At 42.4% G+C, this 25165-nt stretch carries 27 protein-coding genes and 1 tRNA gene; 24 read left to right on the forward strand and 4 right to left on the reverse strand.

The genetic code is table 11. From position 1 onward, the window contains the following. Nucleotides 1-170 precede the first annotated feature (170 nt). The 17 genes from JVX94_RS17605 (at nt 171) to JVX94_RS17685 (ending at nt 15884) form a co-directional block, all read left to right on the forward strand. On the forward strand, nt 171-1346 hold the full coding sequence (locus JVX94_RS17605) for an ATP phosphoribosyltransferase regulatory subunit (RefSeq protein ID WP_144472065.1): 1176 nt from the start codon (nt 171-173) through the stop codon (nt 1344-1346). Next, on the forward strand, nt 1339-1983 hold the full coding sequence (gene hisG, locus JVX94_RS17610) for an ATP phosphoribosyltransferase (protein WP_024427668.1): 645 nt from the start codon (nt 1339-1341) through the stop codon (nt 1981-1983). The genes JVX94_RS17605 and hisG overlap by 8 nt, the downstream gene beginning before the upstream one ends. After that, on the forward strand, nt 1980-3266 hold the full coding sequence (hisD, locus tag JVX94_RS17615) for a histidinol dehydrogenase (protein ID WP_197197649.1): 1287 nt from the start codon (nt 1980-1982) through the stop codon (nt 3264-3266). Before hisG ends, hisD begins: the two co-directional genes overlap by 4 nt. Next, nucleotides 3266-3850: an imidazoleglycerol-phosphate dehydratase HisB gene (gene hisB / locus JVX94_RS17620; RefSeq protein WP_034281037.1), complete on the forward strand. Its 585-nt coding sequence runs from the start codon at nt 3266-3268 to the stop codon at nt 3848-3850. Before hisD ends, hisB begins: the two co-directional genes overlap by 1 nt. Continuing rightward, nucleotides 3850-4488 (forward strand): imidazole glycerol phosphate synthase subunit HisH, encoded by a 639-nt coding sequence (gene hisH / locus JVX94_RS17625; RefSeq protein WP_197197650.1) that lies wholly within the window; start codon nt 3850-3852, stop codon nt 4486-4488. Before hisB ends, hisH begins: the two co-directional genes overlap by 1 nt. Then, nucleotides 4485-5222 (forward strand): 1-(5-phosphoribosyl)-5-[(5-phosphoribosylamino)methylideneamino]imidazole-4-carboxamide isomerase, encoded by a 738-nt coding sequence (gene hisA, locus JVX94_RS17630; protein WP_095409632.1) that lies wholly within the window; start codon nt 4485-4487, stop codon nt 5220-5222. Before hisH ends, hisA begins: the two co-directional genes overlap by 4 nt. Further along, nucleotides 5219-5977 (forward strand): imidazole glycerol phosphate synthase subunit HisF, encoded by a 759-nt coding sequence (hisF, locus tag JVX94_RS17635; protein ID WP_039181656.1) that lies wholly within the window; start codon nt 5219-5221, stop codon nt 5975-5977. Before hisA ends, hisF begins: the two co-directional genes overlap by 4 nt. After that, on the forward strand, nt 5974-6603 hold the full coding sequence (hisIE, locus tag JVX94_RS17640) for a bifunctional phosphoribosyl-AMP cyclohydrolase/phosphoribosyl-ATP diphosphatase HisIE (protein WP_205183972.1): 630 nt from the start codon (nt 5974-5976) through the stop codon (nt 6601-6603). Before hisF ends, hisIE begins: the two co-directional genes overlap by 4 nt. Nucleotides 6604-6733: 130 nt before the next feature. Next, nucleotides 6734-8194 carry a tetratricopeptide repeat protein gene (locus JVX94_RS17645; protein WP_095409630.1) on the forward strand — a complete coding sequence of 487 codons (1461 nt, stop codon included), beginning with the start codon at nt 6734-6736 and terminating at the stop codon, nt 8192-8194. A gap of 364 nt (nt 8195-8558) precedes the next feature. Next, on the forward strand, nt 8559-9956 hold the full coding sequence (locus JVX94_RS17650) for a C40 family peptidase (protein WP_144472075.1): 1398 nt from the start codon (nt 8559-8561) through the stop codon (nt 9954-9956). A 234-nt stretch (nt 9957-10190) separates the two neighbouring features. Then, on the forward strand, nt 10191-11141 hold the full coding sequence (gene trxB / locus JVX94_RS17655) for a thioredoxin-disulfide reductase (protein ID WP_048238006.1): 951 nt from the start codon (nt 10191-10193) through the stop codon (nt 11139-11141). 357 nt (nt 11142-11498) lie between these two features. After that, nucleotides 11499-11963, forward strand: a complete 465-nt coding sequence (locus tag JVX94_RS17660) for an 8-oxo-dGTP diphosphatase (protein ID WP_024423553.1) — start codon at nt 11499-11501, stop codon at nt 11961-11963. A gap of 39 nt (nt 11964-12002) precedes the next feature. Further along, a complete protein-coding gene (gene rapZ, locus JVX94_RS17665; RefSeq protein WP_048238005.1) occupies nt 12003-12890 on the forward strand; it encodes an RNase adapter RapZ in 888 nt (295 codons plus the stop codon). Beyond that, nucleotides 12891-13850 (forward strand): gluconeogenesis factor YvcK family protein, encoded by a 960-nt coding sequence (locus tag JVX94_RS17670; RefSeq protein ID WP_024423551.1) that lies wholly within the window; start codon nt 12891-12893, stop codon nt 13848-13850. A gap of 17 nt (nt 13851-13867) precedes the next feature. Then, a complete protein-coding gene (whiA, locus tag JVX94_RS17675; protein ID WP_003213321.1) occupies nt 13868-14818 on the forward strand; it encodes a DNA-binding protein WhiA in 951 nt (316 codons plus the stop codon). Nucleotides 14819-14844: 26 nt separating this feature from the next. Continuing rightward, the gene (locus JVX94_RS17680) at nt 14845-15102 is read left to right on the forward strand and encodes an HPr family phosphocarrier protein (RefSeq protein ID WP_024423549.1); all 258 of its coding nucleotides are present in this window, start codon (nt 14845-14847) and stop codon (nt 15100-15102) included. A gap of 38 nt (nt 15103-15140) precedes the next feature. Then, on the forward strand, nt 15141-15884 hold the full coding sequence (locus JVX94_RS17685) for an arylamine N-acetyltransferase family protein (RefSeq protein ID WP_203128875.1): 744 nt from the start codon (nt 15141-15143) through the stop codon (nt 15882-15884). 50 nt (nt 15885-15934) lie between these two features. Here JVX94_RS17685 and JVX94_RS17690 read toward each other — a convergent pair whose 3' ends face one another. Next, complete coding sequence (locus JVX94_RS17690) at nt 15935-16414, reverse strand: ribonuclease (protein ID WP_048237505.1); 480 nt, start codon at nt 16412-16414, stop codon at nt 15935-15937. A gap of 178 nt (nt 16415-16592) precedes the next feature. Next, nucleotides 16593-17570, reverse strand: a complete 978-nt coding sequence (locus JVX94_RS17695; protein WP_111292206.1) for a 2-hydroxyacid dehydrogenase — start codon at nt 17568-17570, stop codon at nt 16593-16595. A gap of 553 nt (nt 17571-18123) precedes the next feature. On the opposite strand from JVX94_RS17695, the gene JVX94_RS17700 reads away from it, so the two are divergent. Then, the gene (locus JVX94_RS17700; protein ID WP_095409623.1) at nt 18124-18705 is read left to right on the forward strand and encodes a beta-class carbonic anhydrase; all 582 of its coding nucleotides are present in this window, start codon (nt 18124-18126) and stop codon (nt 18703-18705) included. Between the two features lie 38 nt (nt 18706-18743). Continuing rightward, on the forward strand, nt 18744-20366 hold the full coding sequence (locus JVX94_RS17705) for a SulP family inorganic anion transporter (protein ID WP_075611966.1): 1623 nt from the start codon (nt 18744-18746) through the stop codon (nt 20364-20366). Between the two features lie 26 nt (nt 20367-20392). On the opposite strand, the gene JVX94_RS17710 is transcribed toward JVX94_RS17705, so the two are convergent. Then, complete coding sequence (locus JVX94_RS17710; RefSeq protein WP_203128873.1) at nt 20393-20734, reverse strand: MazG nucleotide pyrophosphohydrolase domain-containing protein; 342 nt, start codon at nt 20732-20734, stop codon at nt 20393-20395. Between the two features lie 137 nt (nt 20735-20871). Here JVX94_RS17710 and JVX94_RS17715 point away from each other — a divergent pair, with 137 nt between their 5' ends. Then, nucleotides 20872-21450 carry an LOG family protein gene (locus JVX94_RS17715; protein WP_095409621.1) on the forward strand — a complete coding sequence of 193 codons (579 nt, stop codon included), beginning with the start codon at nt 20872-20874 and terminating at the stop codon, nt 21448-21450. A 58-nt stretch (nt 21451-21508) separates the two neighbouring features. On the opposite strand, the gene clpP is transcribed toward JVX94_RS17715, so the two are convergent. Next, on the reverse strand, nt 21509-22105 hold the full coding sequence (gene clpP, locus JVX94_RS17720) for an ATP-dependent Clp endopeptidase proteolytic subunit ClpP (protein ID WP_007500118.1): 597 nt from the start codon (nt 22103-22105) through the stop codon (nt 21509-21511). Nucleotides 22106-22358: 253 nt separating this feature from the next. Between clpP and JVX94_RS17725 the strand changes: the two genes are divergently transcribed. The 4 genes from JVX94_RS17725 to JVX94_RS17735 all read left to right on the forward strand — a co-directional run bounded on the left by JVX94_RS17725 (nt 22359) and on the right by JVX94_RS17735 (nt 24498). Next, nucleotides 22359-22434 (forward strand) — tRNA-Arg (locus JVX94_RS17725). Nucleotides 22435-23010: 576 nt separating this feature from the next. Then, nucleotides 23011-23187 (forward strand): site-specific integrase, encoded by a 177-nt coding sequence (locus JVX94_RS19630; protein ID WP_223251027.1) that lies wholly within the window; start codon nt 23011-23013, stop codon nt 23185-23187. Further along, nucleotides 23183-23350 carry a hypothetical protein gene (locus JVX94_RS19635; RefSeq protein WP_240193845.1) on the forward strand — a complete coding sequence of 56 codons (168 nt, stop codon included), beginning with the start codon at nt 23183-23185 and terminating at the stop codon, nt 23348-23350. Before JVX94_RS19630 ends, JVX94_RS19635 begins: the two co-directional genes overlap by 5 nt. A gap of 338 nt (nt 23351-23688) precedes the next feature. Continuing rightward, nucleotides 23689-24498 (forward strand): DUF6270 domain-containing protein, encoded by an 810-nt coding sequence (locus JVX94_RS17735; RefSeq protein ID WP_095409620.1) that lies wholly within the window; start codon nt 23689-23691, stop codon nt 24496-24498. Nucleotides 24499-25165: the final 667 nt, after the last annotated feature.

A 25165-nucleotide genomic window follows, 5' to 3' on the forward strand; every position in this document is an offset into this window, starting at 1 on the left:
AAAAGGCACAGGTTTCACTTGAATGTAATAATTCCACAAATTTTTCATGAAAATAGAGAGAAAATAAAAATGATTGATTTAATCACTTTATTTTGTTAGCATATTATCATATTAGCGAACTAAAGGATTCGGAATTTTTCGTTTTAATGTGTTGGAGGTGCGGAAGAAACATGTTTATGTTTGAGAAACCATATGGTATGCGGGATTCATTACCTGGATTGTATGAGACGAAGAAAAAAGTGAGACATTCGCTAACAGAGGTCATGACTGGTTGGGGTTTCCGTTTGATGGAGACACCAACACTTGAATTTTACGATACAGTCGGTGTTCAATCGGCGATTACTGATACACAGCTTTTTAAGCTTCTTGATCAAAACGGGCAAACCCTTGTACTGAGACCTGATATGACAGGTCCGATTGCAAGAGTGGCGGCTTCCAAGCTTCATGAACAGGCGTATCCGCTTCGTGTTGGGTATGCAGCCAATGTGTTCCGTGCTCAGGAGAGAGAAGGCGGAAGACCGTCAGAGTTTGAGCAGGTCGGAATTGAATTGATTGGTGATGGTTCGATTAGTGCAGATGCTGAAGTCATCGCGCTTGCCGTATTTGCATTAAAAAATGCCGGGCTAAGGTCCTTCAAAATCGCGATCGGGCATGTCGCTTTAGCAGAAACGTTATTTGTCGATGTACTCGGAAATACAGAGCGTGCAAACGTCCTTCGCCGTTTTTTATATGAAAAGAATTATGTAGGATACCGTCAGCATGTGAAACAATTACCACTTTCCTCCATCGATAAAACGAGGCTGTTACAGCTTTTAGAGTTAAGAGGCGGCCAAGAGGTCATAGAGCGGGCAGAGGAAATCGTTGTTTCACAAGAAGGAAAAGAGGTGCTCGCACAGTTAAAGTCGCTTTGGGAGACACTTGAAGATTACGGCTGTACAGAATATATCCGTTTAGATTTAAGCATGGTGAGTCATATGAGCTATTATACGGGTATTTTGTTTGAAGTATTTGCAGATCATGTTGGGTCTGTCATCGGAAGCGGCGGTAGATATGATCAATTGCTTGCTCATTTTGATGCACCCGCGCCAGCAACAGGGTTCGGAATTCGACTAGACCGTCTTCTTGAAGCGCTCGATGCAAAAGAAATCGTTGAGCCACAGGAGGCTGTGATTTTTAGTAAAGAACAAAGACTGGAAGCTTTTGCTTTTGCAGAAAAGGAGCGGTCAAAAGGGAAAAAGATCGTCCTGCAAGACTTAGCGGGGATTGAAAATATTGACGCGATGACCAAGGCATTTGAACAGGTGACTTATTTTATCGGCGCTAGAAAGGAAGAGCGGAATGGGTAAAGTGTTGACGATGGCGATGCCGAAGGGCCGGATATTTGAAGAAGCAGCAGGGCTGTTAAGGCAGGCGGGATATCAGCTGCCAGAGGAATTCGAGGATTCAAGAAAATTAATCATTGATGTACCAGAAGAAAACCTCCGCTTTATTTTAGCCAAGCCAATGGATGTGACCACCTATGTAGAGCACGGTGTGGCGGATGTTGGCATTGCAGGGAAGGATGTCATGCTCGAAGAAGCTCGTGATGTGTACGAAGTGCTCGATTTAAACATCAGTAAATGTCATTTAGCTGTAGCTGGATTGCCAGGAGCCAGCTGGGGTGGTGTCGCACCGCGTGTGGCGACAAAGTACCCAAATGTCGCATCTTCCTATTTTAGAGAGCAAGGGGAGCAGGTGGAGATCATTAAGCTGAATGGTTCCATTGAATTAGCACCGCTCATTGGGCTTGCCGATCGCATTGTAGACATTGTCTCTACAGGTCAAACATTGAAAGAAAATGGACTTGTGGAAACGGAGCATATTTGTGATATCACGTCACGCTTTATTGTCAATCCTGTGAGCTATAGGATGAAGGATACGGTAATCGATGAAATGGCGCAGCGTCTTGCAAGAATCATTGGAGAAGGGGAGGAATCATCATGAACATCACCTGCATACAAGAAGATGAGACAGATACTCTCTCACTCAAACGGTCTTTAGATACAGGAACAGAAGAACAGCGTCAGGCTGTTCAGCGCATTATACAAGAAGTAAGAACAAATGGTGATGAAGCTGTACGGTCTTTTACAAAGCAATTTGACGGGGTGTTGATTGAAGATCCACTTGTCACAGAAGATGAAATGGCAAAAGCCTGCGACCGCTTGGACAAAGAGATGGTTCAAATTATTCAAACGGCTATCAAGCATATTCGCACATACCACGAGCGCCAGCTGACGTCTTCTTGGTTTTATCACCAAAAGGATGGCTCAATGCTTGGACAAAAGGTAACGCCGCTTGATGCAGTAGGTGTGTATGTCCCCGGCGGAACAGCTGCCTATCCATCATCTGTATTAATGAATGTGATTCCTGCGCTAGTCGCTGGCGTTGAACGAATCGTTCTTGTGACACCCCCTGGGAAAGATGGCCGTCTCTCTGACGCTGTACTGGCTGCGGCGAAGGAGCTTGGTATTTCTGAAATGTATAAAATGGGCGGAGCACAGGCTGTTGCGGCACTTGCCTATGGAACGGACAGCATCAAGCCTGTTGATAAAATCACAGGTCCAGGCAACATTTATGTCGCGCTGGCAAAGCGGGAAGTATTTGGTCAGGTGGACATTGATATGATTGCAGGTCCAAGTGAAATTGCAGTTCTAGCAGACGAAACAGCAGTCGCGCATGAGGTAGCGGCGGATTTACTTTCGCAGGCAGAGCATGATGCGCTGGCATCTAGTATTTTGGTGACAACGTCTAAGACACTTGCAGAAAGCGTGCAGGCTGAAGTGCGAAAGCAGCTGGATACTTTGCCGAGAAAATCAATCGCAGCACAATCTATACAAGATCATGGCCGTATTTACGTGACAGAATCAATCGATCGTGCAGTAGACGTCGTCAATCAATTAGCGCCAGAGCACTTAGAGGTGCTGACAGCATATCCAGAATCACTTCTTGGTCAAATCAAGCATGCTGGGGCGATTTTCTTAGGACGCTATAGTCCAGAGCCAGTGGGCGATTATTTTGCAGGGCCGAATCATGTGCTGCCAACAAACGGAACAGCTCGATTCTCCAGCCCGCTTGGTGTGACTGATTTTCAAAAGAAAACGAGCATTATTTCATATAGTCAAGAGGCCTTTGAAACACACAGGGAAAGCATTGCGGCTTTTGCCAGATTAGAAGGGCTTGAAGCGCATGCAAGGTCGATTGAAGCGAGAAAGCGGGAGGAATCGTAATGAGACAGGCGGAAACATCGAGAAAAACAAATGAAACGAATATTTCATTAGCGCTAGAAATTGATGGAGAAGGAAAAGCGGATATTCAAACAGATGTCCCTTTTATGACGCACATGCTTGATTTATTTACGAAGCATGGACACTTTAATTTGACCGTCGATGCAAAAGGGGATACGGATGTTGATGATCACCACACAACAGAAGATATCGGCATTGTACTTGGGCAAATGTTTAAGGAAGCGTTAGGCGATAAAAAGGGAATTAAGCGGTATGGATCAAGCTTTGTTCCGATGGATGAAACACTTGCCCAGGTCGTGGTCGACTTAAGCAATCGTCCTCATTTGGAAATGAGAGCGGCCTTTCCGAGTCAAAAGGTTGGTACCTTTGATACAGAGCTAGTGCATGAGTTTCTGTGGAAATTTGCACTTGAAGCCCGGATCAACCTTCATGTCATTGTTCACTACGGAACCAATACACATCATATAATTGAAGCCATTTTTAAAGCGATGGCACGTGCCTTAGATGAAGCAACAACCATTGATCCACGAGTGAAAGGGATACCGTCAACAAAGGGGATGCTCTAATGATCGGAGTCATTGATTACGGAATGGGAAATTTGTTCAGCGTATCAAAAGCACTGGAACGAGCAGGTGCCCGCTATATCGTCTCCTCTGATGTGGAGGAGCTGAAAAAAGCAGATGCTTATATTTTGCCCGGGGTCGGTTCGTTTCGTGATGCAATGCAGCTGTTAAAACAGACAGGACTTGAGGCGTTTATTCACCAAGTTGTGCAGGAAGGAAAGCTGTTATTCGGCATTTGCCTTGGCATGCAGCTGTTATTTGAAGAAAGTGAAGAGGCAGGACACACAAAAGGATTGGGGCTGTTACAAGGGCGTGTCGTTCTTTTAAAGGATCGTGATCAGAATGGGCAAAGGCTGAAGGTACCTCATATGGGGTGGAATGAGCTCACATTTCATCAGCCCTCCCCATTGTTTGACAGTGTACCAGAAGGATTTGCGTACTTTGTTCACTCTTATTATGTGAGCGAAATGAATCCAGATGAGCAATTAGCAAGCGCGGACTATGGTGTTCAAGTACCAGCTGTTGTTGGCAAGGGAAATGTGCTTGGTGCACAGTTTCACCCTGAAAAAAGCAGTACAACGGGAATGGCGCTGCTCAAACAATTTATTCAATTAGCAAACGAACAGAGGGTGAGCAAATGAGTGATTTTACATTATATCCAGCGATTGATATGAGAAATGGCAAATGTGTACGTCTTGTACAAGGAGATTATGATCAAGAAACCATTTATGGAGATTCACCGCTCGACATGGCTGCGCAATTTGTAAAAGAAGGAGCAAAATGGATTCATCTTGTCGATCTAGATGGTGCAAAAGCAGGGAAACGTGTCAATCATGAGCATGTGCTGGCGATTGCTTCCTCCTTAGATGTGAAGGTACAAATCGGCGGCGGTATTCGGACAGAAGAAGACGTTGCCTTTTACTTAAGCAACGGCGTAGATAGAGTGATTCTCGGCAGCTCAGCTGTATCTAACCCAGCCTTTGTGAAAAAAATGCTGGCGCAATATGGAGAGAAAATAGCGATTGGGATAGATGCGCGAAATGGCTTTGTATCGACTGAAGGGTGGCTTGAAACGTCTAAAGTGAAGGCGGAGGAACTCGGCAGGGAATTGGCAAAGGAAGGCGCAGAGGTCTTTATTTTTACCGATATTCAAATGGATGGCATGCTGTCTGGTCCAAATGTGGAAAGTACGGTTCGTTTAGCAGAAGCAACCGGCAAACAAGTGATTGCTTCAGGTGGTGTCAGCGCAGTAGCTGATCTTCAAAAGCTGTCAGCGCAAAAACAGTCTGGTGTGTCTGGTGCAATCGTTGGAAAAGCACTTTACACGAAGCAGTTTACTTTAGCGGAAGCATTTGAAGGGCTTGACCGCATATGATGACAAAACGAATCATCCCATGTCTTGATGTGAAGGAAGGGCGTGTTGTCAAAGGGGTGCAATTCCTAGGCTTAAAGGATGCTGGTGATCCGGTCGAATTAGCGCAGATCTATGATGAGGAAGGGGCGGATGAACTCGTCTTTCTTGATATTTCTGCTTCTCATGAAGGCCGGAAAACGATGGTGGATGTGGTCAAACAAGTCGCGTCCACTCTTGCCATACCATTTACGGTGGGAGGCGGGATTAACCACCTTGATGACATGAAGCGTATATTAAGAGCGGGTGCAGACAAAGTATCTGTCAACACAGCAGCTGTGTTAAGGCCGGAACTGATTTCAGAAGGTGCTGACTTTTTTGGCTCCCAGTGTATCGTTGTCGCAATTGATGCAAAGTACGATGAAGAGAAAAAAGCATATATGGTCTATACACACGGAGGACGCCGTCAAACAGATTTAGAGGTTAGCGACTGGGCGAAGGAAGCTGTGCAGAGAGGTGCAGGAGAGATTTTGCTGACAAGTATGGATGCCGATGGTGAAAAGACAGGGTTTGATCATCGATTGACAAAGCTTGTATCAGAGGCAGTCACTGTGCCAGTTATCGCTTCTGGCGGCGCTGGCAATGCCCAGCATATGCTTGAGGCATTTACAAAAGGAGAAGCTGATGCAGCATTAGCAGCCTCTATTTTCCATTATAAAGAAACCTCCATTCATGAGGTGAAGACATATTTGAGAGAACACGGGGTGAAGGTCAGATGAAACAGGCAAATGAATTAACTTTTAATGAAGCAGGCCTGATTCCTGCGATTGTACAGGATGCTCAAAGTAAGGAAGTATTGACGCTTGCGTATATGAATCAAGAATCCTATGAAAAAACGCTGGAAACCGGTGAAACATGGTTTTATAGCCGGTCGAGAAACGAGCTTTGGCACAAAGGCGCCACCTCTGGACATACCCAGCAAGTGACTTCTATTCGATATGACTGTGACAAGGACGCTCTGCTTGTCCTTGTCGCGCCAAGCGGCCCAGCCTGCCATACTGGCAGCTATAGCTGTTTTTCGGAAGAAGGCGTAAAGCGCCAAAGCGAAGAACAGGATCGTTTTGCGATTTTAAATGAACTTGAACAGGTCATTGCAAAGCGGCAGACGGAAATGCCAAAAGGTGCTTATACAACCTATCTATTTGAAAAAGGGGTCGATAAAATCCTAAAAAAGGTAGGGGAAGAAGCGTCCGAGGTAATCATTGCAGCGAAAAACCGGGATCAAGAAGAATTGAAATGGGAAACTGCTGACCTCCTCTATCATCTTCTTGTACTACTACGCGAACAGCAATTGCCGCTTGATGATGTATTAAAGGTATTAAAAAAGCGTCATCAAGGTGAATGAAAAGCCGGGGATACCCCTGGCTTTTTCATTTTAAATGAAAAACAAATCCTTCCTTTCCTTTTGTTCTATGTGACGACTAGGGAAGTATGTTATACTACACACGGTACACTGTTCGAAATGGAGGGTATCGGTGAGTAAATACACTTCTCAAAATAATCACACACAAGTCGTCCAGCTATTTCAAGATGGGCATTACTTTTTTCATAAAGGTCTTAAAGCATATAGAGAAAGAAATCTGTCTAGGGCAAGTAAGCTGATACAGCGGGCCATCGTACTTGAGCCTGAAAATGTAGAAATGCTGTCACAGCTTGCCATTATTTATACTGAAATGGGTCATTACCAGCAATCAAACGAACTGCTTGATTTCATCCTTGAACACATCGATGAAAACATGTCTGAGTGCCACTATTTTAAAGCCAATAATTATGCCAATCTCGGACTGTTTCAAGAGGCATATAAATCAGCTACTGCTTATGCCGCACTGGAAGAGGACGGGGAATTTGCGGATGAAAATGACGACCTCCTTGACCTGCTCGATATGAGCGACGAAGAGGACGGAGATTTTCCTTATGATCAGGATGACCTGATTGTGAAGCAGGATCAAGCAAACCATTTGCTAGAAAGCGGCAGACTCGATGAAGCCATTGAGATGCTGGAACAGATGATTGTTGAGTATCCAGAATTTTGGTCAGCGTATAATAATCTCGCTTTGGCCTATTTTTATTCTGGCCGAATCCATCAGGCGAAAGAAATGTTGAACCGGGTCCTTCATGAAAATCCCGGTAATCTGCATGCCCTTTGCAATCAGCTTGTCTTCTACCATTATGAAAAAGAAGAAGAGAAGGTCAACATGTTAGCGAAGCAATTAACGCACGTGTATCCAATACTAAGTGAACAGCGTTATAAGCTTGGCGCAACATTTGCCCTTGTGGGAGAATTTGAATGGGCCTTTAAATGGCTTTATTCTTTGTACAAAACAGGTTTTCAGGGAGATAGTACATTTTTATACTGGCTTGCAAGCGCAGCCTATCATACAGGCCACAAAACGCTCGCCCAAACGGTTTGGGATAAGATGGTCGAAGAAGATATCGACGCAGATGAAATCAAGCCGTGGCAGGATAAACCTGAGGAGACTGAGCCAATGGTCTCGATTGAGGAACGGCTGACTGCGTACTATGTCAGCAAACAAAAAGGGGAACGTGACGTTCTGCAGTCTGTCCTTGATGCACGCGCAGCGAAAACGGCCTTTGAACAGCAATTTATAGAACTGCTTTTATATGAAGGTGAAATGAAAGAAAAGTCTTTTTCAGAAGATGCAGTTTTTGCAAAACAGGCGGCATCCAGTTTGGAGGAAGCGGTTCAGCCTGACAGTCATATGCCTTATTTTTGGTTATTCCATATTATTCAGCAGGCACGTGCTTCTGGTATTGATAAGAAAAATGCGCCTGCCTGGGCAGCAGCATCTTATTATCTATGGATGAATGAACAAGAAGAATCAGCTGTCAGCAAAAAAGACATTGCGTCTGCTTTTCAGATCAGTGTTCAAACACTGTCAAAATACGAACGAGAAATCTGTACGTTAATTGATTAAATAGGTAAATAGATTCAGAATATCCCAGCATGGCCGAAAAGGTCATGCTTTTTTCTTGGATAAAAAGGTGGGATTTGCAAGGAATTGGCGAAGTATGACAATCACGACATGTTTTTGAAACATAAATGTAATAAAAATATTAGCTCATTTTGTCGATGTCTCATGTATAATGAAAATCGTGGATTAAAACAAAGATAGATATTTAAATATTTTACTATACATAATGAAACACCTAGTGATGGAAACAATCTGGTCAACATCTGACTGAACAATCAGGAAGAAAGACATAGAGAGCACAGATTGATCGCAGAGAATTTGCTGCTTTCTAATGTCGCTTGGGAAATTGTCAAAGGAGGAACTATTCGTGAAAAAGTTTATTACTTTTGGTTTAGCTTCGGTGATCGGAGCGAGCGGTTTATTTATTCCATTTACGCATGAAGCAAACGCACAGAACTTTGAACAAAAGAAACAAGAACTAGACAGCAAGCAATCTGAGGTAAACAAGAACCTTCAAAAGAAAAAAGAAGAGCTTTCAAAGCTTGAAGCAAAACAAGAGGCACTTGCACAAAAGCTTAAAGATATTGACGAGAAAGCTTTAAAAACAAGTGATCAAATCGAAGAAAAACAAAAAGAAAATGAAAAAACAAAAAAAGAAATCAAAGCACTGAAAAAAGAAATTGCTGATACAGAAAAACGTATTGAAGAAAGAAATGAGTTCTTGAAAAAGCGTGTACGTGCTATTCAAGAGAGCGGCGGTTCTACGAAATACATAGATGTATTACTAGGAGCAAAAAGCTTTAGCGATTTCATCAGCCGTGCAGGTGCAGTATCTACACTGATCAATGCAGACAGTGAAATCATTAAAGAGCAGGAAAAAGACAAAGCTGAGCTTCAAAAGTCTGAAAACGAATTAAACACAAAGCTTGAAAATGTGCAAAACACACTTGCAAAGCTTGAAACACTTCAATCAGACTTGAATAAACAGCTTGATGAAAAAGACAAGCTATTTAAGCAAGTGAAAAAGCAAAAAGGAAGTGCGTTTTCTGAAATCAGCGAGTTAAACAGTGAGGCTAACAGCATTGCATCTGAAAAAGACGCAACAGTAGCTGCACAAAAACAAGCTGAAAAAGAAGCAAGAGAAGCAGCTCAAAAAGCAAAAGAAGAAAAAGCGCAAAGACAACAGCAGCAGCGTCAAGCTAGTGTTCAAGCGGAAGACAACAGCTCAAATAACGATAGCAGCCCGTCTTCAAGTAACAGTGGATCATCTAATGACAACAACAATAATAACAATAACAACAACAGCAGTTCACCAAGCAAGAAGCCATCTTCTGGCGGCGGATCACCTGTCAGCAGTAACGTAGGCGGAATTGAAGGTGCGATCAGCACAGGTTCTACTATTGTTGGACAATCTCCGTATAAATGGGGCGGCGGCAGATCACAAGCCGATATTGACGCACGTCGTTTTGACTGTTCTTCATTCGTTCGCTGGGCATTCGCATCAGCAGGCATCAACCTTGGACCAGTTGGCGGTACAACAACAGATACGCTTGTAGGTAAAGGAAGAGCTGTAAGTGCATCTGACATGAAACGCGGAGACCTTGTGTTCTTTGATACGTATAAAGTAAATGGACACGTTGGTATTTACTTAGGAAACGGTTCATTCTTAAACGACAACAGCTCTCGCGGTGTTTCAGTTGACTCAATGAACAACGTATACTGGAAAAAAGCATTCAATGGCGTTGTAAGAAGAGTCGTTGAATAAATCATTACTTTGTATATAACCGTAAACAGGCTTCCTTAAACAGCAGTTTAAGGAAGCTTTTTCTTTTTTTGAAGATATGAGCAAATGATTCGCTTATTCCCCGCAGATTTAATAGGATATGGGTAAGGAATAAAAGCTAAGAGTGGAAATGATGCTCTCTGTCATGAATGGAAGCATCACCCAAGGGCATTCTAATAAGAAATGCGAGCAGCAATTGAAGAGGGAGTGACAGTTGTGTCAGAAGAAAAAATCTACGATACGATCATCATTGGAGCGGGTCCTGCCGGAATGACAGCCGCTGTTTATACATCACGGGGAAACCTTTCAACATTAATGATTGAAAGAGGAATTCCAGGCGGACAAATGGCGAATACGGAAGATGTCGAGAACTATCCTGGTTTTGAAAGCATTTTAGGGCCGGAACTTTCAAATAAAATGTTTGAGCATGCGAAGAAATTCGGTGCAGAGTATGCATATGGCGATATCAAAGAAATCGTGAACGGTGAAGAATACAAAATCGTCAAAGCTGGTTCAAAAGAATACAAAGGACGCTCTGTCATTATCGCGGCAGGAGCTGAATACAAAAAAATCGGTGCACCAGGTGAAAAAGAACTTGGCGGACGCGGCGTATCATATTGTGCAGTATGTGACGGGGCATTCTTTAAAAACAAAGAGCTTGTCGTCATTGGCGGCGGAGATTCTGCGGTAGAAGAGGGTGTGTATCTCACACGTTTCGCTTCTAAAGTAACGATTATCCATAGACGCGATAAACTTCGTGCACAAAGCATTTTACAAGCGCGTGCCTTTGATAATGAAAAAATTGACTTCATGTGGAACAAAACTGTGAAACAGATCAATGAAGAAAACGGGAAAGTCGGCAGTGTGACATTGATTGATACGGTGACTGGTGAAGAAGAAGAGTTTAAAACAGACGGCGCCTTCATCTATATCGGAATGCTGCCACTGTCTAAACCATTTGAAAATCTCGGTATTACAAATAAAGAAGGCTACATCGAAACAAACGAAAGAATGGAAACGAGAGTGGAAGGGATTTTCGCTGCTGGTGACATTCGTGAAAAAACACTTCGTCAAATTGTGACTGCAACAGGTGACGGAAGTATTGCAGCACAAAGCGCACAGCATTATGTAGAAGAGCTTGCTGAAAAACTCAAAGCAACGAAATAAAAGGCTGTCGTAAATCCTTAATATAGCGTCATGGGCTTTTAACTGGAATGTAACACGGGTGAAATACTTTTCCGTTATGATGAAACTAGTAATTGACCCCCTTTTATAAGGAATACATGTTTGGCACGGATGAGAATCCGTGTCCTTTTTTTTGCCTAAAATCAGAAATTCACGAGATGTTCACAAATGACGCATGGAGAACCGTTAGATGCTGTAAAATAAAGAGTAGAGAAATGGCCCGTGACATCATTCAAACGAAAACCGGTCTGTTTTCAGGGAAGAACGGGCATGTTCATTGTGGGAGTCAGGTTGAACCTGTATAATAAGTTAAAGACATAAAAGAGTAGGTGACAGCTGATGCAACGAGTAACCAATTGTGTGCTGCATCACGAAGATCAAGTTCTCTTGCTGCAAAAGCCAAGACGGGGCTGGTGGGTAGCGCCGGGCGGCAAGATGGAAAGCGGAGAATCGGTCAAGGATTCAGTCGTTCGAGAATATAGAGAAGAAACAGGTATTTATATTTTAAATCCGCAGCTAAAAGGTGTTTTTACCTTTATCATAAAAGAAGGCGATCAAATCGTTCAAGAGTGGATGATGTTCACCTTTATGGCAGATTCATTTACTGGAAAAAACGTAACAGAGTCAGAGGAAGGTATTTTAAAATGGCATGACGTAAAGGATGTGCCTCATTTGCCGATGGCTCCAGGAGATTCCCATATTCTTGATTTCATGCTCAAAGGAAAAGGGCTTCTGCACGGCACTTTTACGTATACACCCGATTTTGAGCTGATTGCTTATCGGTTAGATCCTCAGGGAGAATAATACATGAACCGTTTTCATAAAGAAGGAGAGGGAGCAGGCATGAATACACACAAACAAGAAGATATTCAGCTTGTGATTATTACAGGAATGTCAGGTGCGGGGAAAACCGTCGCCATTCAAAGCTTTGAAGATTTAGGCTACTTTTGCGTTGATAACCTGCCGCCATCACTTTTACCGAAATTCCTAGAGCTCATGAAGGAATCGAATTCAAAGATGAGCAAGGTCGCTCTTGTGATGGATTTGCGCGGACGCGAATTTTTTGACAGCTTAATTGCCGCCTTAGATGAAATGGGTGATCTTGACTGGATCACGCCAAGAATTCTATTCTTAGATGCAAATGATAAGGTGCTTGTCTCAAGATACAAAGAAACGAGACGTTCGCATCCCCTTGCGACAACAGGTTTGCCGCTCGAAGGAATTGCAATGGAGCGCGAGCTGTTAGAGGAGTTAAAAGGCCGGTCTCAAATGATTTTTGATACATCGGATTTAAAACCAAAACAGCTGCGAGAAAAAATTGTCACGCATTTTGCCACCAATCAAGGACAGGTGTTTACAGTAAACGTGATGTCCTTTGGCTTTAAATACGGTCTGCCGATTGATGCTGATCTTGTCTTTGACGTGAGATTCCTGCCGAATCCTTACTATATTGAGAGTATGCGTCCACAGACTGGAAACGATGAAGAAGTGCGCTCCTATGTGATGAAATGGAGTGAAACACAAAAATTCACGGAGAAATTAATCGATCTCCTCAGCTTTATGCTTCCGTCCTATAAACGCGAAGGAAAAAGCCAGCTTGTGATCGCCATCGGCTGTACAGGCGGACAGCATCGATCTGTGACGCTCGCCAATTATTTATCGGAGTATTTTAAAAACGATTACTATACACATGTCACTCACCGGGACATTGAAAAGAGAAGCAGAAAATAGATGACGACACTACCAAAGGTGGTCATTCTTGGCGGCGGTACTGGCTTATCTGTTTTGCTCAGAGGGCTAAAAACGAAGCCAGTGGACATTACCGCTATTGTAACGGTTGCTGACGACGGAGGCAGCTCAGGCAGACTGCGGCATGATTTGAATATTCCTCCTCCAGGAGATATTCGAAACGTCCTTGCGGCTCTCTCTGATGTGGAACCGCTTGTAGAAGATTTATTTCAGCACCGTTTTAACAAAGGGAATGACTTAACAGGCCACTCTCTCGGCAACCTCATTCTTGCGGCCATGACAAATATAACCGGTGATTTTTTTCATGCCGTCACTGAAATGAGCAAGGTTTTAAATGTGAGAGGAAAAGTATTGCCAGCAGCGAACTCAAGTGTTGTTCTTCATGCGGAATTAGAAAATGGGCAAATGGTGACAGGAGAGTCGAAAATTCCCACCTATGGTGAGCGAATTAAACGAGTGTTCCTCACACCCGATACGATTGAACCGCTGCCAGAATCCATTCAAGTCATTCGTGAGGCGGATTTGATCGTCATTGGACCCGGCAGCCTGTATACAAGTATTTTGCCAAACTTGCTTGTCCCGCATATTGGAGAAGAAGTGATTCGCTCTAAGGCGAAAAAAGTGTATATTTGCAATGTCATGACGCAGCCTGGGGAAACGCTTTCCTACAGTGCAGCTGATCATGTACAGGCATTAAATGATCATATGGATCGTCCATTTATCGATACGATTTTTGTGAACAATAAAGAAATTCCAGAAGAAATCAAAGCAAAATATGCAGAAGAACAGGCACAGCCTGTACAATTCGACACAGATGCACTGAAAGCAATGGGACTAGAAGTGATTCCTGGAGAAATCATTACATATGACCAGCATGTCATTCGTCATGACACGCTGAAAGTAGCCTCGCTGCTTGTCGATCTCCTGCAACAGAAAAAATAGGAATGGGGGTGGCAAGGATGTCATTTGCATCCGAAACAAAAAAAGAGCTGACTAATCTGGACGTGAAGGACTGCTGCACAAAAGCAGAGCTTTCTGCCCTCATCCGTATGAACGGTTCATTATCTTTCTCTAATCGAAAATTGATTTTAGATATACAGACAGAGAACGCAGCCATTGCAAGACGGATTTATACGCTGCTCAAGAAGAAATACGATGTGACAGTCGAACTGCTCGTCCGTAAAAAAATGAGATTGAAAAAGAATAACGTCTATATTGTCAGACTGGTAGAACGAGCGAAAACCATTTTAGAGGATTTAAAAATATTAGGTGAACAATTTGTATTTGAGCGCAATATTTCAGAAGAGCTTGTGAAGAAAAGATGCTGCAAGCGCTCCTATATGAGAGGTGCTTTTTTAGCAGGCGGTTCTGTGAATAACCCAGAAACGTCCTCCTATCACCTTGAGATTTTTTCACTATATAAAGAACATAATGATGCTCTTTGTGAGCTGATGAATCAATTTCATCTCAATAGTAAAACACTCGAGCGCAAAAAAGGGTACATTACGTACATGAAGGAAGCAGAAAAAATCACGGAATTCCTAAGTGTTGTGGGCGCTCATAACTCACTGCTCCGGTTTGAAGATGTGCGAATCGTCCGAGATATGAGGAACTCCGTCAACCGGCTCGTCAATTGTGAAACAGCAAACTTGAATAAAACGATTGGTGCATCACTGCGTCAGGTCGAGAACATTCAATTCATTGATGAAAAAATTGGACTTGATGCATTGCCGGATAAGCTTCGTGAAATTGCTAAACTGCGAGTCGACTATCAAGAGGTCACGCTGAAGGAACTTGGAGAAATGGTGGAAAGCGGCAAGATCAGCAAGTCAGGGATTAACCATCGCTTAAGAAAGCTAGATCAAATCGCAGAACAATTACGAAACGGACAAGCTGTAACACTCAAATAGGAGAATGAAAAAGGGAGGCAGATCATATGGTGGAAAAAACGGTCACCATCCAGCTGAAAACAGGCTTGCAGGCACGTCCAGCTGCTTTGTTCGTACAAGAAGCCAATCGCTTTGGTGCTGATATTTTTCTAGAGAAAGATGGGAAAAAAGTCAATGCGAAAAGCATTATGGGTCTCATGAGTCTTGCGATCAGCTCTGGGGTTACTGTCACACTGATTGCAGATGGTGCGGATGAACAAGAAGCCATTGAGGCGTTAACAGATTTTATCAATCAAGAAAACTGAGTCTCTTCAAAGGCTCAGTTTTTTTAGGAGGGAATGTCATGATTCAATCAGCTTTTTTACAGAAGATCGGATATGAAGGCCAAACCATCACCTTTAAAGACTTGCCTGTACTATTAAAAAAAATGGCCTATACCTTTCCATTCGAAAATAGATCTGTTTTGAACAAACAATCCTACGCTTTGAATCAAGAAGGGTTGAAGCAGCATCTTCTTGAAGAAAACAGAGGAGGTCTTTGTTACGATCTCAATCCTCTCTTATACTATGTGTTAAAAGAGGCAGGGCTCTCTGTACAGCTTCTTCAAGGCACAGTGTATAACAAAGAAGCGGATACGTGGGCAATTGATGGTACGCACGTAGCCATCATGTTGAAGCATCACAACGAACGCTTCCTCATTGATGCAGGATTTGGTGTGAATTTACCTCTCCAGCCTGTGCCTTTTACAGAAGATTGGGTGGAAGGAGCGTCAATAAGGTTTCGCGTCAAAGCTGAGGAAACCGAAAAAGGGACACATCTGCTCCAATTAGATAAGGGAGACGGCGCTGAAACAGGCTATGCTTTCACATTGAACGAGGTGGACGAGGCTGTATTGGCCCAAATGAGACACGAGATTTATGAAAATGAATCCTCTCCATTTAACAAAAGACCGCTTGCCTCAAAGCTCACGCCAACAGGACGTGTGATCGTTACTGAGGATCATGTCACCACACATGAGCATGAAGAAGTGTCGAAAAAGCCGCTTTCAATTCCTTTTGAGGATTACGTGAAAAACCTGATACCGTAAACAATACTAAAAGACAGCCCTAGATCAAACAGGGCTGTCTTTTTTATTGATTATCGAATACGTGTGAAAGTCGCGTAATGGTCTGTTGTTTTGTAAATGAGCCAGTCGCTTGAATACACAAGACGGTCAGCATTGCGGAAGCCTGAAACGTAGTTGATGTCTGCCTCACGCCATGTTCGGCCGCTTGCTGAAGGAAGACGTCCCTCCCGGTTTGAGAAAATATCTCCACCAATGCTTTTACCTGGCGCCACCTCTGCTAGATTTCCCTTAGATGCCACCCATCCAAGAGCACTTGCTTGTGATTTCGTAATGTAGTTATCAGGCAGTCGTTTATAGCGAATTAAATAATCTGCTACACCATCAAACGTATTAATGACGGCAAGGGTACGTACATCTGGCGTGAGCTGAGTTTCAGTTGTGGCTGTTGGTGTAAGAGGTGTTTCTGCATGAGCTTGCTGCGGGATAAATCCAGAAAACAGAATAGCAGCGATCAGAGCGAACATGGTAAAAATCGAACTCAATCTTTTCATCTTCATCCTCCTATTAAGGAAATCGGATGCCGTCCTCTTGATGCTTGTCTACCTCATATTATAGCACCCGAACATGAAGGAAATGTAAAGAATCAGGATCTTTGCTAAAATGAGACTTTTTTCCTGCTGCCTCTAAATAAATAAAAAGACGCAGTTCAGTTCTCTGCGTCTTATCTGATCAAGATGAAGCAAGCTCCTTTACAACATCAACAGGTGCCTTCCCATCTATTCCATGAATCACATTATGAATGGCTCGTTTCAGCATGAGATCCCTTGTTGTTTCAGTAGCGGAACCGATGTGGGGGGCAAGGGTGACATTGTTCATTTCTTTGAAAGGATGATCCTCTTGAAGCGGTTCCTGCTCATACACATCAAGACCAGCGCCTTTGATCCATCCTTCCTGAAGTGCTTGAATGAGGCTTTTTTCATCCACTGTTTTCCCGCGGGAAATGTTTACAAATAAAGCCGTTTGCTTCATTAACTTCAATTCTCGTTCCCCAATCATATGATACGTTTCCTCGGTCAGCGGTGTAATCAACACGATGATATCAGCTTGTTTTAAAAGGTCATCAAGTGCGCAATATACAGCGCCATACGCCGATTCAGCCTTTTCATTCCGGCTTCGGTTATGATAAAGAACGTTCATATCAAAACCATGTGCTGCCCGTTTGGCCACTTGTTCCCCGATACGTCCCATGCCAATAATACCTAGCGTTTGATGATGAACATCGATGCCAAAGATATCTTCTTCCTGTACGAATTTCGTCCATTTTCCGTCACGGATAAAACGATCAAGCTCGGCGATTCTTCGCGCAGAGGAGAGAATGAGCGAAAAAGCAAGGTCAGCCACGGTATGATCAAGCGTATAAGGAGTGTGCGTACCAATCACGCCTCTTTGCCTCATCGCCTCTATATCAAAATTGTCATAGCCGACAGAGTTATTACTCACTACCTTAAGTTTTGGTGCGTGGTCTAACAGCTCTTGATCGATTTTCGTTCCAGACGTTAAAAGACCATCAGCGTGCTGCAGCTTCTCAAACAACATGTCTCTTGGAATAGGATCTTTGGATTGCCAAACCTCGTATGTACAATGTTCCTTTAGCATTTCCTCAAAAGAGGCAGGTAAGGGTTTTGCGACAAAAATGTGTGGTGTCACAGTCAATTCGCTCCTTTCATATGGTCATCTTGCTCCTTTTATTATAAAGCAACCATTTCGGCAGAACACGTTTGAATGTTAGATACTCAATATTTAATATACTGAAATAACGGTAAAGAAAGACATTTTCTTAGTGAAAATGTAGATTCATATGCCATCTGATGCATTTTTTATCTATATAAAAATAAGCTGATGGTAGATGAGACATGTGAAATTGCAAGATTTTACGAGAGATTATCTGACAAACTGGAAAATAGATCGAGACTTTTTGATAGAAAATTTATTATATTTGAAATGTATTAAACGGGATGGTCATTTTCTACTAAACCATTTTATTGTCTTTTGGTTTTATGAGAACAATAGATTGAAAACAAACCCGCGAATCTGTTGGGATGCAGCGTAAAATAGAGAAAATGATGATATTTCTTCTCATCGTTTTCTCATTTTTTTCTTTTTTTTCTATCATTTTTCTTCTCTATGCTTGAGAACACAAGAAAGAAAAGGGGGACAGGCGCGGGCTTACGTTACTTAAAAAAGATGGGAGATGAATAAAATGGGATCTAAATTAGAACAGATTCTTCAGCACAATTCAAAGTTTGTGAATGAGAGACATTATGAGCCTTACAAAGCGGGGAAATTCCCTGAGAAAAAATTGGTCATTTTAACGTGCATGGATACCCGTCTTTTGGAATTATTGCCGCAATCTATGGGGCTGCGCAACGGGGATGCGAAAATCATTAAGAATGCAGGCGCCATCGTGACACATCCGTTCGGCAGTGTGATGCGGAGTATCCTGCTAGCCATCTATGAGCTAAAGGCAGAGGAAGTATGCATTGTAGGGCATCATGAATGCGGAATGGCAGGTCTTGCGGCGGAGCCTTTACTTGAAAAGGCGAAAGCACGCGGAATCGAAGAGAAATGCTTAAGCATTGTGAAAAACTCAGGAGTCGATTTAAAGGGCTGGCTGACAGGCTTTGATTCGGTTGAAGAGAGCGTGACTCAAAGTGTGAAATTAGTGAAAGAGCATCCACTGATGCCAAGTGATGTGGCTGTTCATGGACTGGTGATTCATCCAGCCACAGGAAAGCTGGATGTCGTTGTGAAAGACAAACAGATTGACGCGCAGTATACCTAAATCATCTACACAATACTTGAAGGAGGCCAACACATACCATGCGTTTTTATGGAAGATTTGAAGGGTACAATTCATCAAAGTTTAGACGCGATTTAATCGCTGGGCTTGTCGTGGGCGTTGTGGCAATTCCTTTAGGCATGGCATTTGCCATTGCATCTGGTGTCGGACCAGAATATGGATTATACACAGTCATCGTTGCCGGCATTTTGATTTCATTGTTTGGTGGTTCAAAGTATCAGATCGGCGGGCCGACCGGGGCGTTTGTTCCAATTTTATTCGGGATTGTCAGCCAGTACGGTATTGAAAACTTGCTCATTGCCGGTTTTATGGCAGGCTGTATGCTTGTATTATTCGGAATATTCAAACTGGGAAAGCTCATGAAATTTATTCCTCGTCCGGTTATCATCGGTTTTACTGCGGGCATTGCTGTCATTATTTTTTCAGGACAGATTGCCAACTTCCTCGGATTAAAGGGTGTTGAAAAACATGAAAGCTTTTTCCTCAATATGAGAGAAATTGTGGTCCATCTTGGGACCGCAAACAGTCTCGCCATCATCACAGCTGTCATCGGGCTCATCGTGATTTTGGCGGCACAAAAATACATTCCTAAAATACCTGGTGCTCTATTAGGTCTATTGGCTTCAACGTTTCTAGCCGTTCTCTTTTTTCAAGGACAAGTTGAAACGATTGGCTCTGCATATGGTGAAATCCCTCGTCAGCTGCCAACCTTCGCTTTTCCTGAATTGACGATTGAAAAAATGATATACCTCCTGCCTCCAGCAATTGTCATTGCACTTTTAGGCGGCGTGGAATCAATTTTGTCTGCAATGGTCGCTGATAATATGAAAGGCTCTAAGCATGACAGCAATAAAGAGCTTGTGGGGCAAGGGATTGCCAATATGGCGGCACCGCTTTTCGGAGGAATTCCAGCGACGGGAGCTATTGCCCGAACGGCCACGAACATAAAAAATGGCGGGGCAAGTCCGATTTCTGGTGTCGTGCATGGCGTTGTCGTCTTACTGATCTTAATGCTATTTGCGCCATATGCGTCGATGATTCCACTTGCTGCAATGGCACCGATTTTAATGTTTGTTGCTTGGAATATGAGTGAGAGAAAAGAGTTTATCAATATTGTGAAAGTGAAAAATGCCGATTCGCTTGTCCTTGTCGTGACCTTTTTGCTCACGGTCATCGGTGATTTGATTATTGGCGTCACTGCTGGTCTCATTTTAGCGTTTATCGCTTTTATCAAAAAAATGAGCCAGACGACCAATATTCATACCAATGTCGCTGTTCCTCAAATAGAAACAGCAGCTGCTTTAGAAAAACAGACAGACGAAAAAGGAATCAGTATGTATTCCATTGAAGGGCCGCTCTTTTTCGGAACAACAGATTCATTGGAAAATTCGATTTTGGACCATGTTCAAACAAAACCGAAAACGCTCATTCTGCTTATGAATAAAGTCAATTATATGGATACATCGGCAGAAGCGGTTCTCATGAATATCTCCAATCGATTAAAGCATCATAATGGAAAGCTGATGATCGTTGGACTTCAATCGCAGCCTAAGGAGCTTTTGCATCGAACGGGACTATTCCATCATATCGGAAAACAGCATTTCTTTGAACGAACGGATGACATTTCACCACAGCATCTTTAAGACGTAAAAAACACGTGACAGCTTGGTCACGTGTTTTTTACTGGCTCTTTTTCTCCAGAAAAGCGTTTTGTGAGTTTCTGTTGGTGAGCGCTGAAGACCTCTTCTACTGTGACATCATATTGATCCGCTAAAATGAGGAGATTTGCTAAGACATCTCCCATTTCTTCAATGAGTTCTTTTTTCAGCTCAGGTGATTCCTGTCTCTGCTCATCAGGCCGGTCTCGTCCGATTTCTATTGCTCTAACAGCACGAGCGAGTTCTCCCGTTTCTTCCATTAAAAAGCCTAACCGGATAAACGGTCCGTATTCTGTCCAATTTCTCGTTTGATAAAAATCCTTGATCCACTTCTCCATCTCAGTTGTTTGCATTCTCTCTATACAACTCCTTATATGGTGTTCACTCTTTTGATTTTACACTATATATAGAAGAAATGGCTGTTTCTTTACAAATCATTATAGTAGAATGAGTGAGTGAAGAAATCATAGAGAGAGATGGAGCTGTTTTGATGAAAACGATTTGTGTGTTTGCTGGTTCGAATCCAGGTGTAAATGATGTCTACAAACAAAAGGCTGTAGAGCTGGGTGCTTATATGGCGAAGCAGGGCATTCGTCTTGTCTACGGTGGATCGCGTATTGGGTTAATGGGCGCGATTGCCGATGAGGTCATGAGACATGGCGGGCAAGTGATCGGGGTCATGCCTAAGGGGCTTTTTAGAGGAGAAGTCGTGCATCAAGAGCTGACAGAGTTAATTGAGGTAACAGGCATGCATGAACGAAAAGCGAAAATGAGCGAGCTGGCCGATGGGTTTATTGCGATGCCAGGCGGCTTTGGTACATATGAAGAATTATTTGAGGTGCTGTGCTGGGCACAAATCGGCATTCATCAAAAGCCAATTGGATTGTATCAAGTGAATGACTATTTCAACCCGCTCTTGGACATGGTGAAATTTAGTATACAAGAAGGTTTTTCGAATGAATCACACCTTCAATTGTTACATGCTTCGAGCGAACCGGAGGAATTAATTACGCAGATGGCTTCTTACGAAACACCGTCTCTTCAGCAGAAATGGACGGAGCTGTCTTAAAGTAGGATTAAAACAAAAAACCGTCTGTTCAAGGAGCAGACGGTTTGTGTTGTGATCATTATTTTTGTTCTTCTGTATTACGGGTCAAGACTTTGTCAATGAGTCCGTATTGAAGTGCTTCTTCCGCTGTTTTGAAGTTGTCACGATCTGTATCGCGCTCAATGACTTCAATTGGCTGACCAGTACGTTCAGCAAGTACTTGGTTCAGTTTATCGCGTAAAGAAAGGATTCGTTTTGCCGCAATTTCAATTTCTGTTGCTTGACCTTGGGCACCGCCGAGTGGTTGGTGAATCATGACTTCACTGTTTGGAAGAGCATAACGCTTACCTTTTTCACCAGCAGCAAGCAGGAACGCACCCATAGATGCAGCCATACCAATACAAATAGTTGATACCTTTGGTTTAATAAATTGCATCGTATCGTAAATGGCCATACCAGCTGTGATTGAACCGCCAGGGCTGTTAATGTAGATAGAAATATCTTTTTCTGGATCTTCAGCTTCTAAGAAAAGCAGCTGTGACACGATGGAGTTGGCAACATTGTCATCGATCGCAGAACCAAGCATGATAATACGGTCTTTTAAAAGACGAGAATAAATGTCGTAAGCTCTTTCCCCACGATTTGTTTGCTCAATGACTGTAGGTATTAAATTCATAATGTTCCTCCTTCACCTTTTAGGTAAGTATGTAATTCAATGATACATTTTTGGTCAATAAAGGTCAAACAAAACGCTGACCTAAATTCAAATACCCCTATCCATTTTCCCCAAAATCATTCCACTTCAAACCAGCATATTATTCTATGTATCCAAAAGAAGAAAATACATCATCAAGACGAATGATTAATCATTGCTTTCTTGCAGCATTTCCCTTATAATTTGATATGCTGACGTTCAAAAAACATATCGTGCGCTCGTAGCTCAGTTGGATAGAGCGGTGGTTTCCGGTACCACGTCTGCCGGGGGTTCGAATCCCTCCGAGCGCGTTACAACGTTTTAACGCCGTTATATCAACGTTTTCCAACGGTCCGTTAATGCGTTAAGTGTACGGAAGGACGCGATTTAGGAAGATATGGATGTCCGTTTTTATCCGATTTCGTGTCTTAGCGGACAAACTAGACCGATTCTCTACGAAGCCTTGCGGAATAATTTCCGGGAGGCTTTTTATTATGGCGTATGGCGATTACAAGAAGACGACAAGGCGTCAGGAATCGGCGTGAGACTGATGGAATAGTAAAGAGTTTTAAAGCGGCGAAGACCGTTGACAAATCGTTAGGGATCATACGCGAGTTATTCGAAACGGAGAACTATTGCGAAAAAACAATCAATGATTTATCGGAGTATTGGGCGGAATTTATGCAAGTTGCAGGCACACTAATGACGGACAACATAACGGACGTTACGGAAGATCCTTTGGGATCCTATATATCAAGGATGCTAAACGTACGCGATCTTTCACCAGTAACGCAGGTTATGGGTCGATGAAAAGATGATTAAGATGCTCAAAGATAGCCAAAAGTACGGCGATTCTTTAAGGATCGTTCTCAGGCTTTCGCGATTATATGGCGTTCCTTATTGCGTTAAAATGCGGGCTTCGTTCGAATGAACTTGAATGGTCTAAGCTGGAAGATAAAGACTTTGGCAACCTCGTTATTATGCTACTAGGCGCAGCCAACAAGCACCGTAAAAATAGAATGGCATCCGATCCTTCATCACTTACGACATATCTTTGCGATTAATTATTTAACAAACGGCAGCGATATACGTTCCTTACAAAAAATAATGGGACACGCGCTGACCTCCTTATATGGAAATATAACTCGATTATGTAGACGATATCGTAATACAGAAAAGCAAGTGGAAATGATATGGAAGTGCTACGGCAAGAACAGGAGCGTGTAAAATTCCAAGAAGTGGCATATTATTTCAAAGGCACAGTCCGACCAACTATCTTAGTTAACACGAATTCTGTTATAGGATGCGGCATTTCAAGAGTTCGGGACGGTATGCAACTGGACGTGCATGCAAAATATTGTAGATAGTAATGCTTTTCAGATCGGCTTTTATACCGGAACATATTCAATCAGGGTGATGGGATTATACCTTGGATTAACCCGTTGAACGAAGACATACGGTCCAGGTAGGGATAAGATAAATATTTATTATATCGGTTACACTCCGATTTCTTAATCTATCGCATTTTATGGTATATTTGTAATAAAAATGTTGGGGGTAACCAAATGCTTAAGGTTGCAGTTTTGGGCAGTTGTGTATCGAGAGATAATTTTAATTCTAAATTCATTCCTGATTATAAAAAGTATGCCACTTGTGTTTTACATCAGAATCAAATGTCGATGGTTTCTCTTAATTCTGATCCAATACCTTTTGAGGAGAAACTAATCGACAATTTAAGTCCATTTGATACAAGACATTTTACCACAGAACTAGATAAAAGTTTTTTTAGTGAATTGAAAAAATGCCAACCGGACTATCTTATTGTGGATTTTTATGGGGATCTATTTTACGGAGTTCAAAGGATAGGTGATAGCTATATAACTAATAAAAAATGGTTATTTAAACAGACATCTCTATATGAACGTCTTGATATTAGAGAAGAATTTCAGATGTTTTTCGATCAGAAAGACCGTTATCTGGAGTTATGGAAAGCAGGAGTGAAGAGCCTATTCACCTTTTTAAGAGAAAATGTGCCGAACTGCAAGGTCATCATTAACAAAGCCAGATTTATTGATGAGTATATCGAAAAAGAAACTGGAGAAGTAAAAATTATCAGTGAAAGCGGGAAAACTAAATATATTAACGTTCCAGTATACAATAAGTGGTGGGATGCTTTAGATAATCACGTAATTAATAACTATGATGTAAAAGTTATCGATTATCAAAGTTGGCACTTCAAATCAATTGAGGACCATCCTTGGAATATGTTTTATGTACATTATGATATGTCGTTTTATCAGGATTTTTCCAGGAAACTTTTGACGATTGCTCTTGAAGATGCTTTTAAAGAGAAGGAAAGTTTAATAACGAACTAACAAGGAGTTCAGGACGCCTTATTGGGCGTCTTTTTGCTGTAATTAACGGAAAGGAGGCGCCACAATGCCTGAGCCGAACATATTCTAATATAACGATAAATTAGCAAAAGTTCATGAATACTCGTACGTATTGATACAAAAGTCGAATACCTTAACGATGTGAAAACGACTGCCGATAGGGCCGGCGAAAAATCCGACAAAGCGTTTGCTAAAGAAAACCGCGCAGATATAGCGGATATGAAAGCAAATAGGAAATGGATTTGGATTGTAATGATCGGCGTCGTTAGCGTAGCTATATCGGGAGTCGCGCTATTTTATAACCGAATAAACGTAATTCGACCATAAGGTGAGAGTCTCGATGGAATTGTAACAAATTCCCTCTTATTGTACAACGACTAAAGAAGGCTATAAGCATGTGTCCGATTCAGGGATATTTAAGTCCTGCTCGTTGCTAGCTAACTATACACAACACTGATCCAATCTCTATTGAAAAACCGTCTGCTGCGTTTAAACAAATGCTGCTCAAAAAAAGACAAAGCGCGTAACAGGAGGCTTTGTCTTTTTTCTGTTAGCCTCTTAAAAATACTGGACGTAAGACTCATTTCTTCCCTTTTCAGGCGTATTTGTTGAGCCGGCTTGCTGTATATGATTAACATGGAAGAGAATT

Origin of the sequence: Bacillus sp. PDNC022 (genome assembly GCF_016919285.1) — a bacterium.
GTDB classification, from domain to species: Bacteria; Bacillota; Bacilli; order Bacillales; family Bacillaceae; genus Bacillus; species Bacillus safensis.

Coding starts and splice junctions, on each gene's coding strand:
- JVX94_RS17605 (WP_144472065.1), top strand. CDS start 171: ATGTTTATGTTTGAGAAACCATATGGTATGCGGGATTCATTACCTGGA.
- hisG (WP_024427668.1), top strand. CDS start 1,339: ATGGGTAAAGTGTTGACGATGGCGATGCCGAAGGGCCGGATATTTGAA.
- hisD (WP_197197649.1), top strand. CDS start 1,980: ATGAACATCACCTGCATACAAGAAGATGAGACAGATACTCTCTCACTC.
- hisB (WP_034281037.1), top strand. CDS start 3,266: ATGAGACAGGCGGAAACATCGAGAAAAACAAATGAAACGAATATTTCA.
- hisH (WP_197197650.1), top strand. CDS start 3,850: ATGATCGGAGTCATTGATTACGGAATGGGAAATTTGTTCAGCGTATCA.
- hisA (WP_095409632.1), top strand. CDS start 4,485: ATGAGTGATTTTACATTATATCCAGCGATTGATATGAGAAATGGCAAA.
- hisF (WP_039181656.1), top strand. CDS start 5,219: ATGATGACAAAACGAATCATCCCATGTCTTGATGTGAAGGAAGGGCGT.
- hisIE (WP_205183972.1), top strand. CDS start 5,974: ATGAAACAGGCAAATGAATTAACTTTTAATGAAGCAGGCCTGATTCCT.
- JVX94_RS17660 (WP_024423553.1), top strand. CDS start 11,499: ATGCAACGAGTAACCAATTGTGTGCTGCATCACGAAGATCAAGTTCTC.
- rapZ (WP_048238005.1), top strand. CDS start 12,003: ATGAATACACACAAACAAGAAGATATTCAGCTTGTGATTATTACAGGA.
- JVX94_RS17670 (WP_024423551.1), top strand. CDS start 12,891: ATGACGACACTACCAAAGGTGGTCATTCTTGGCGGCGGTACTGGCTTA.
- whiA (WP_003213321.1), top strand. CDS start 13,868: ATGTCATTTGCATCCGAAACAAAAAAAGAGCTGACTAATCTGGACGTG.
- JVX94_RS17680 (WP_024423549.1), top strand. CDS start 14,845: ATGGTGGAAAAAACGGTCACCATCCAGCTGAAAACAGGCTTGCAGGCA.
- JVX94_RS17685 (WP_203128875.1), top strand. CDS start 15,141: ATGATTCAATCAGCTTTTTTACAGAAGATCGGATATGAAGGCCAAACC.
- JVX94_RS17690 (WP_048237505.1), bottom strand. CDS start 16,414: ATGAAAAGATTGAGTTCGATTTTTACCATGTTCGCTCTGATCGCTGCT.
- JVX94_RS17700 (WP_095409623.1), top strand. CDS start 18,124: ATGGGATCTAAATTAGAACAGATTCTTCAGCACAATTCAAAGTTTGTG.
- JVX94_RS17705 (WP_075611966.1), top strand. CDS start 18,744: ATGCGTTTTTATGGAAGATTTGAAGGGTACAATTCATCAAAGTTTAGA.
- JVX94_RS17710 (WP_203128873.1), bottom strand. CDS start 20,734: ATGCAAACAACTGAGATGGAGAAGTGGATCAAGGATTTTTATCAAACG.
- JVX94_RS17715 (WP_095409621.1), top strand. CDS start 20,872: ATGAAAACGATTTGTGTGTTTGCTGGTTCGAATCCAGGTGTAAATGAT.
- clpP (WP_007500118.1), bottom strand. CDS start 22,105: ATGAATTTAATACCTACAGTCATTGAGCAAACAAATCGTGGGGAAAGA.
- JVX94_RS19630 (WP_223251027.1), top strand. CDS start 23,011: ATGGCGTTCCTTATTGCGTTAAAATGCGGGCTTCGTTCGAATGAACTT.
- JVX94_RS17735 (WP_095409620.1), top strand. CDS start 23,689: ATGCTTAAGGTTGCAGTTTTGGGCAGTTGTGTATCGAGAGATAATTTT.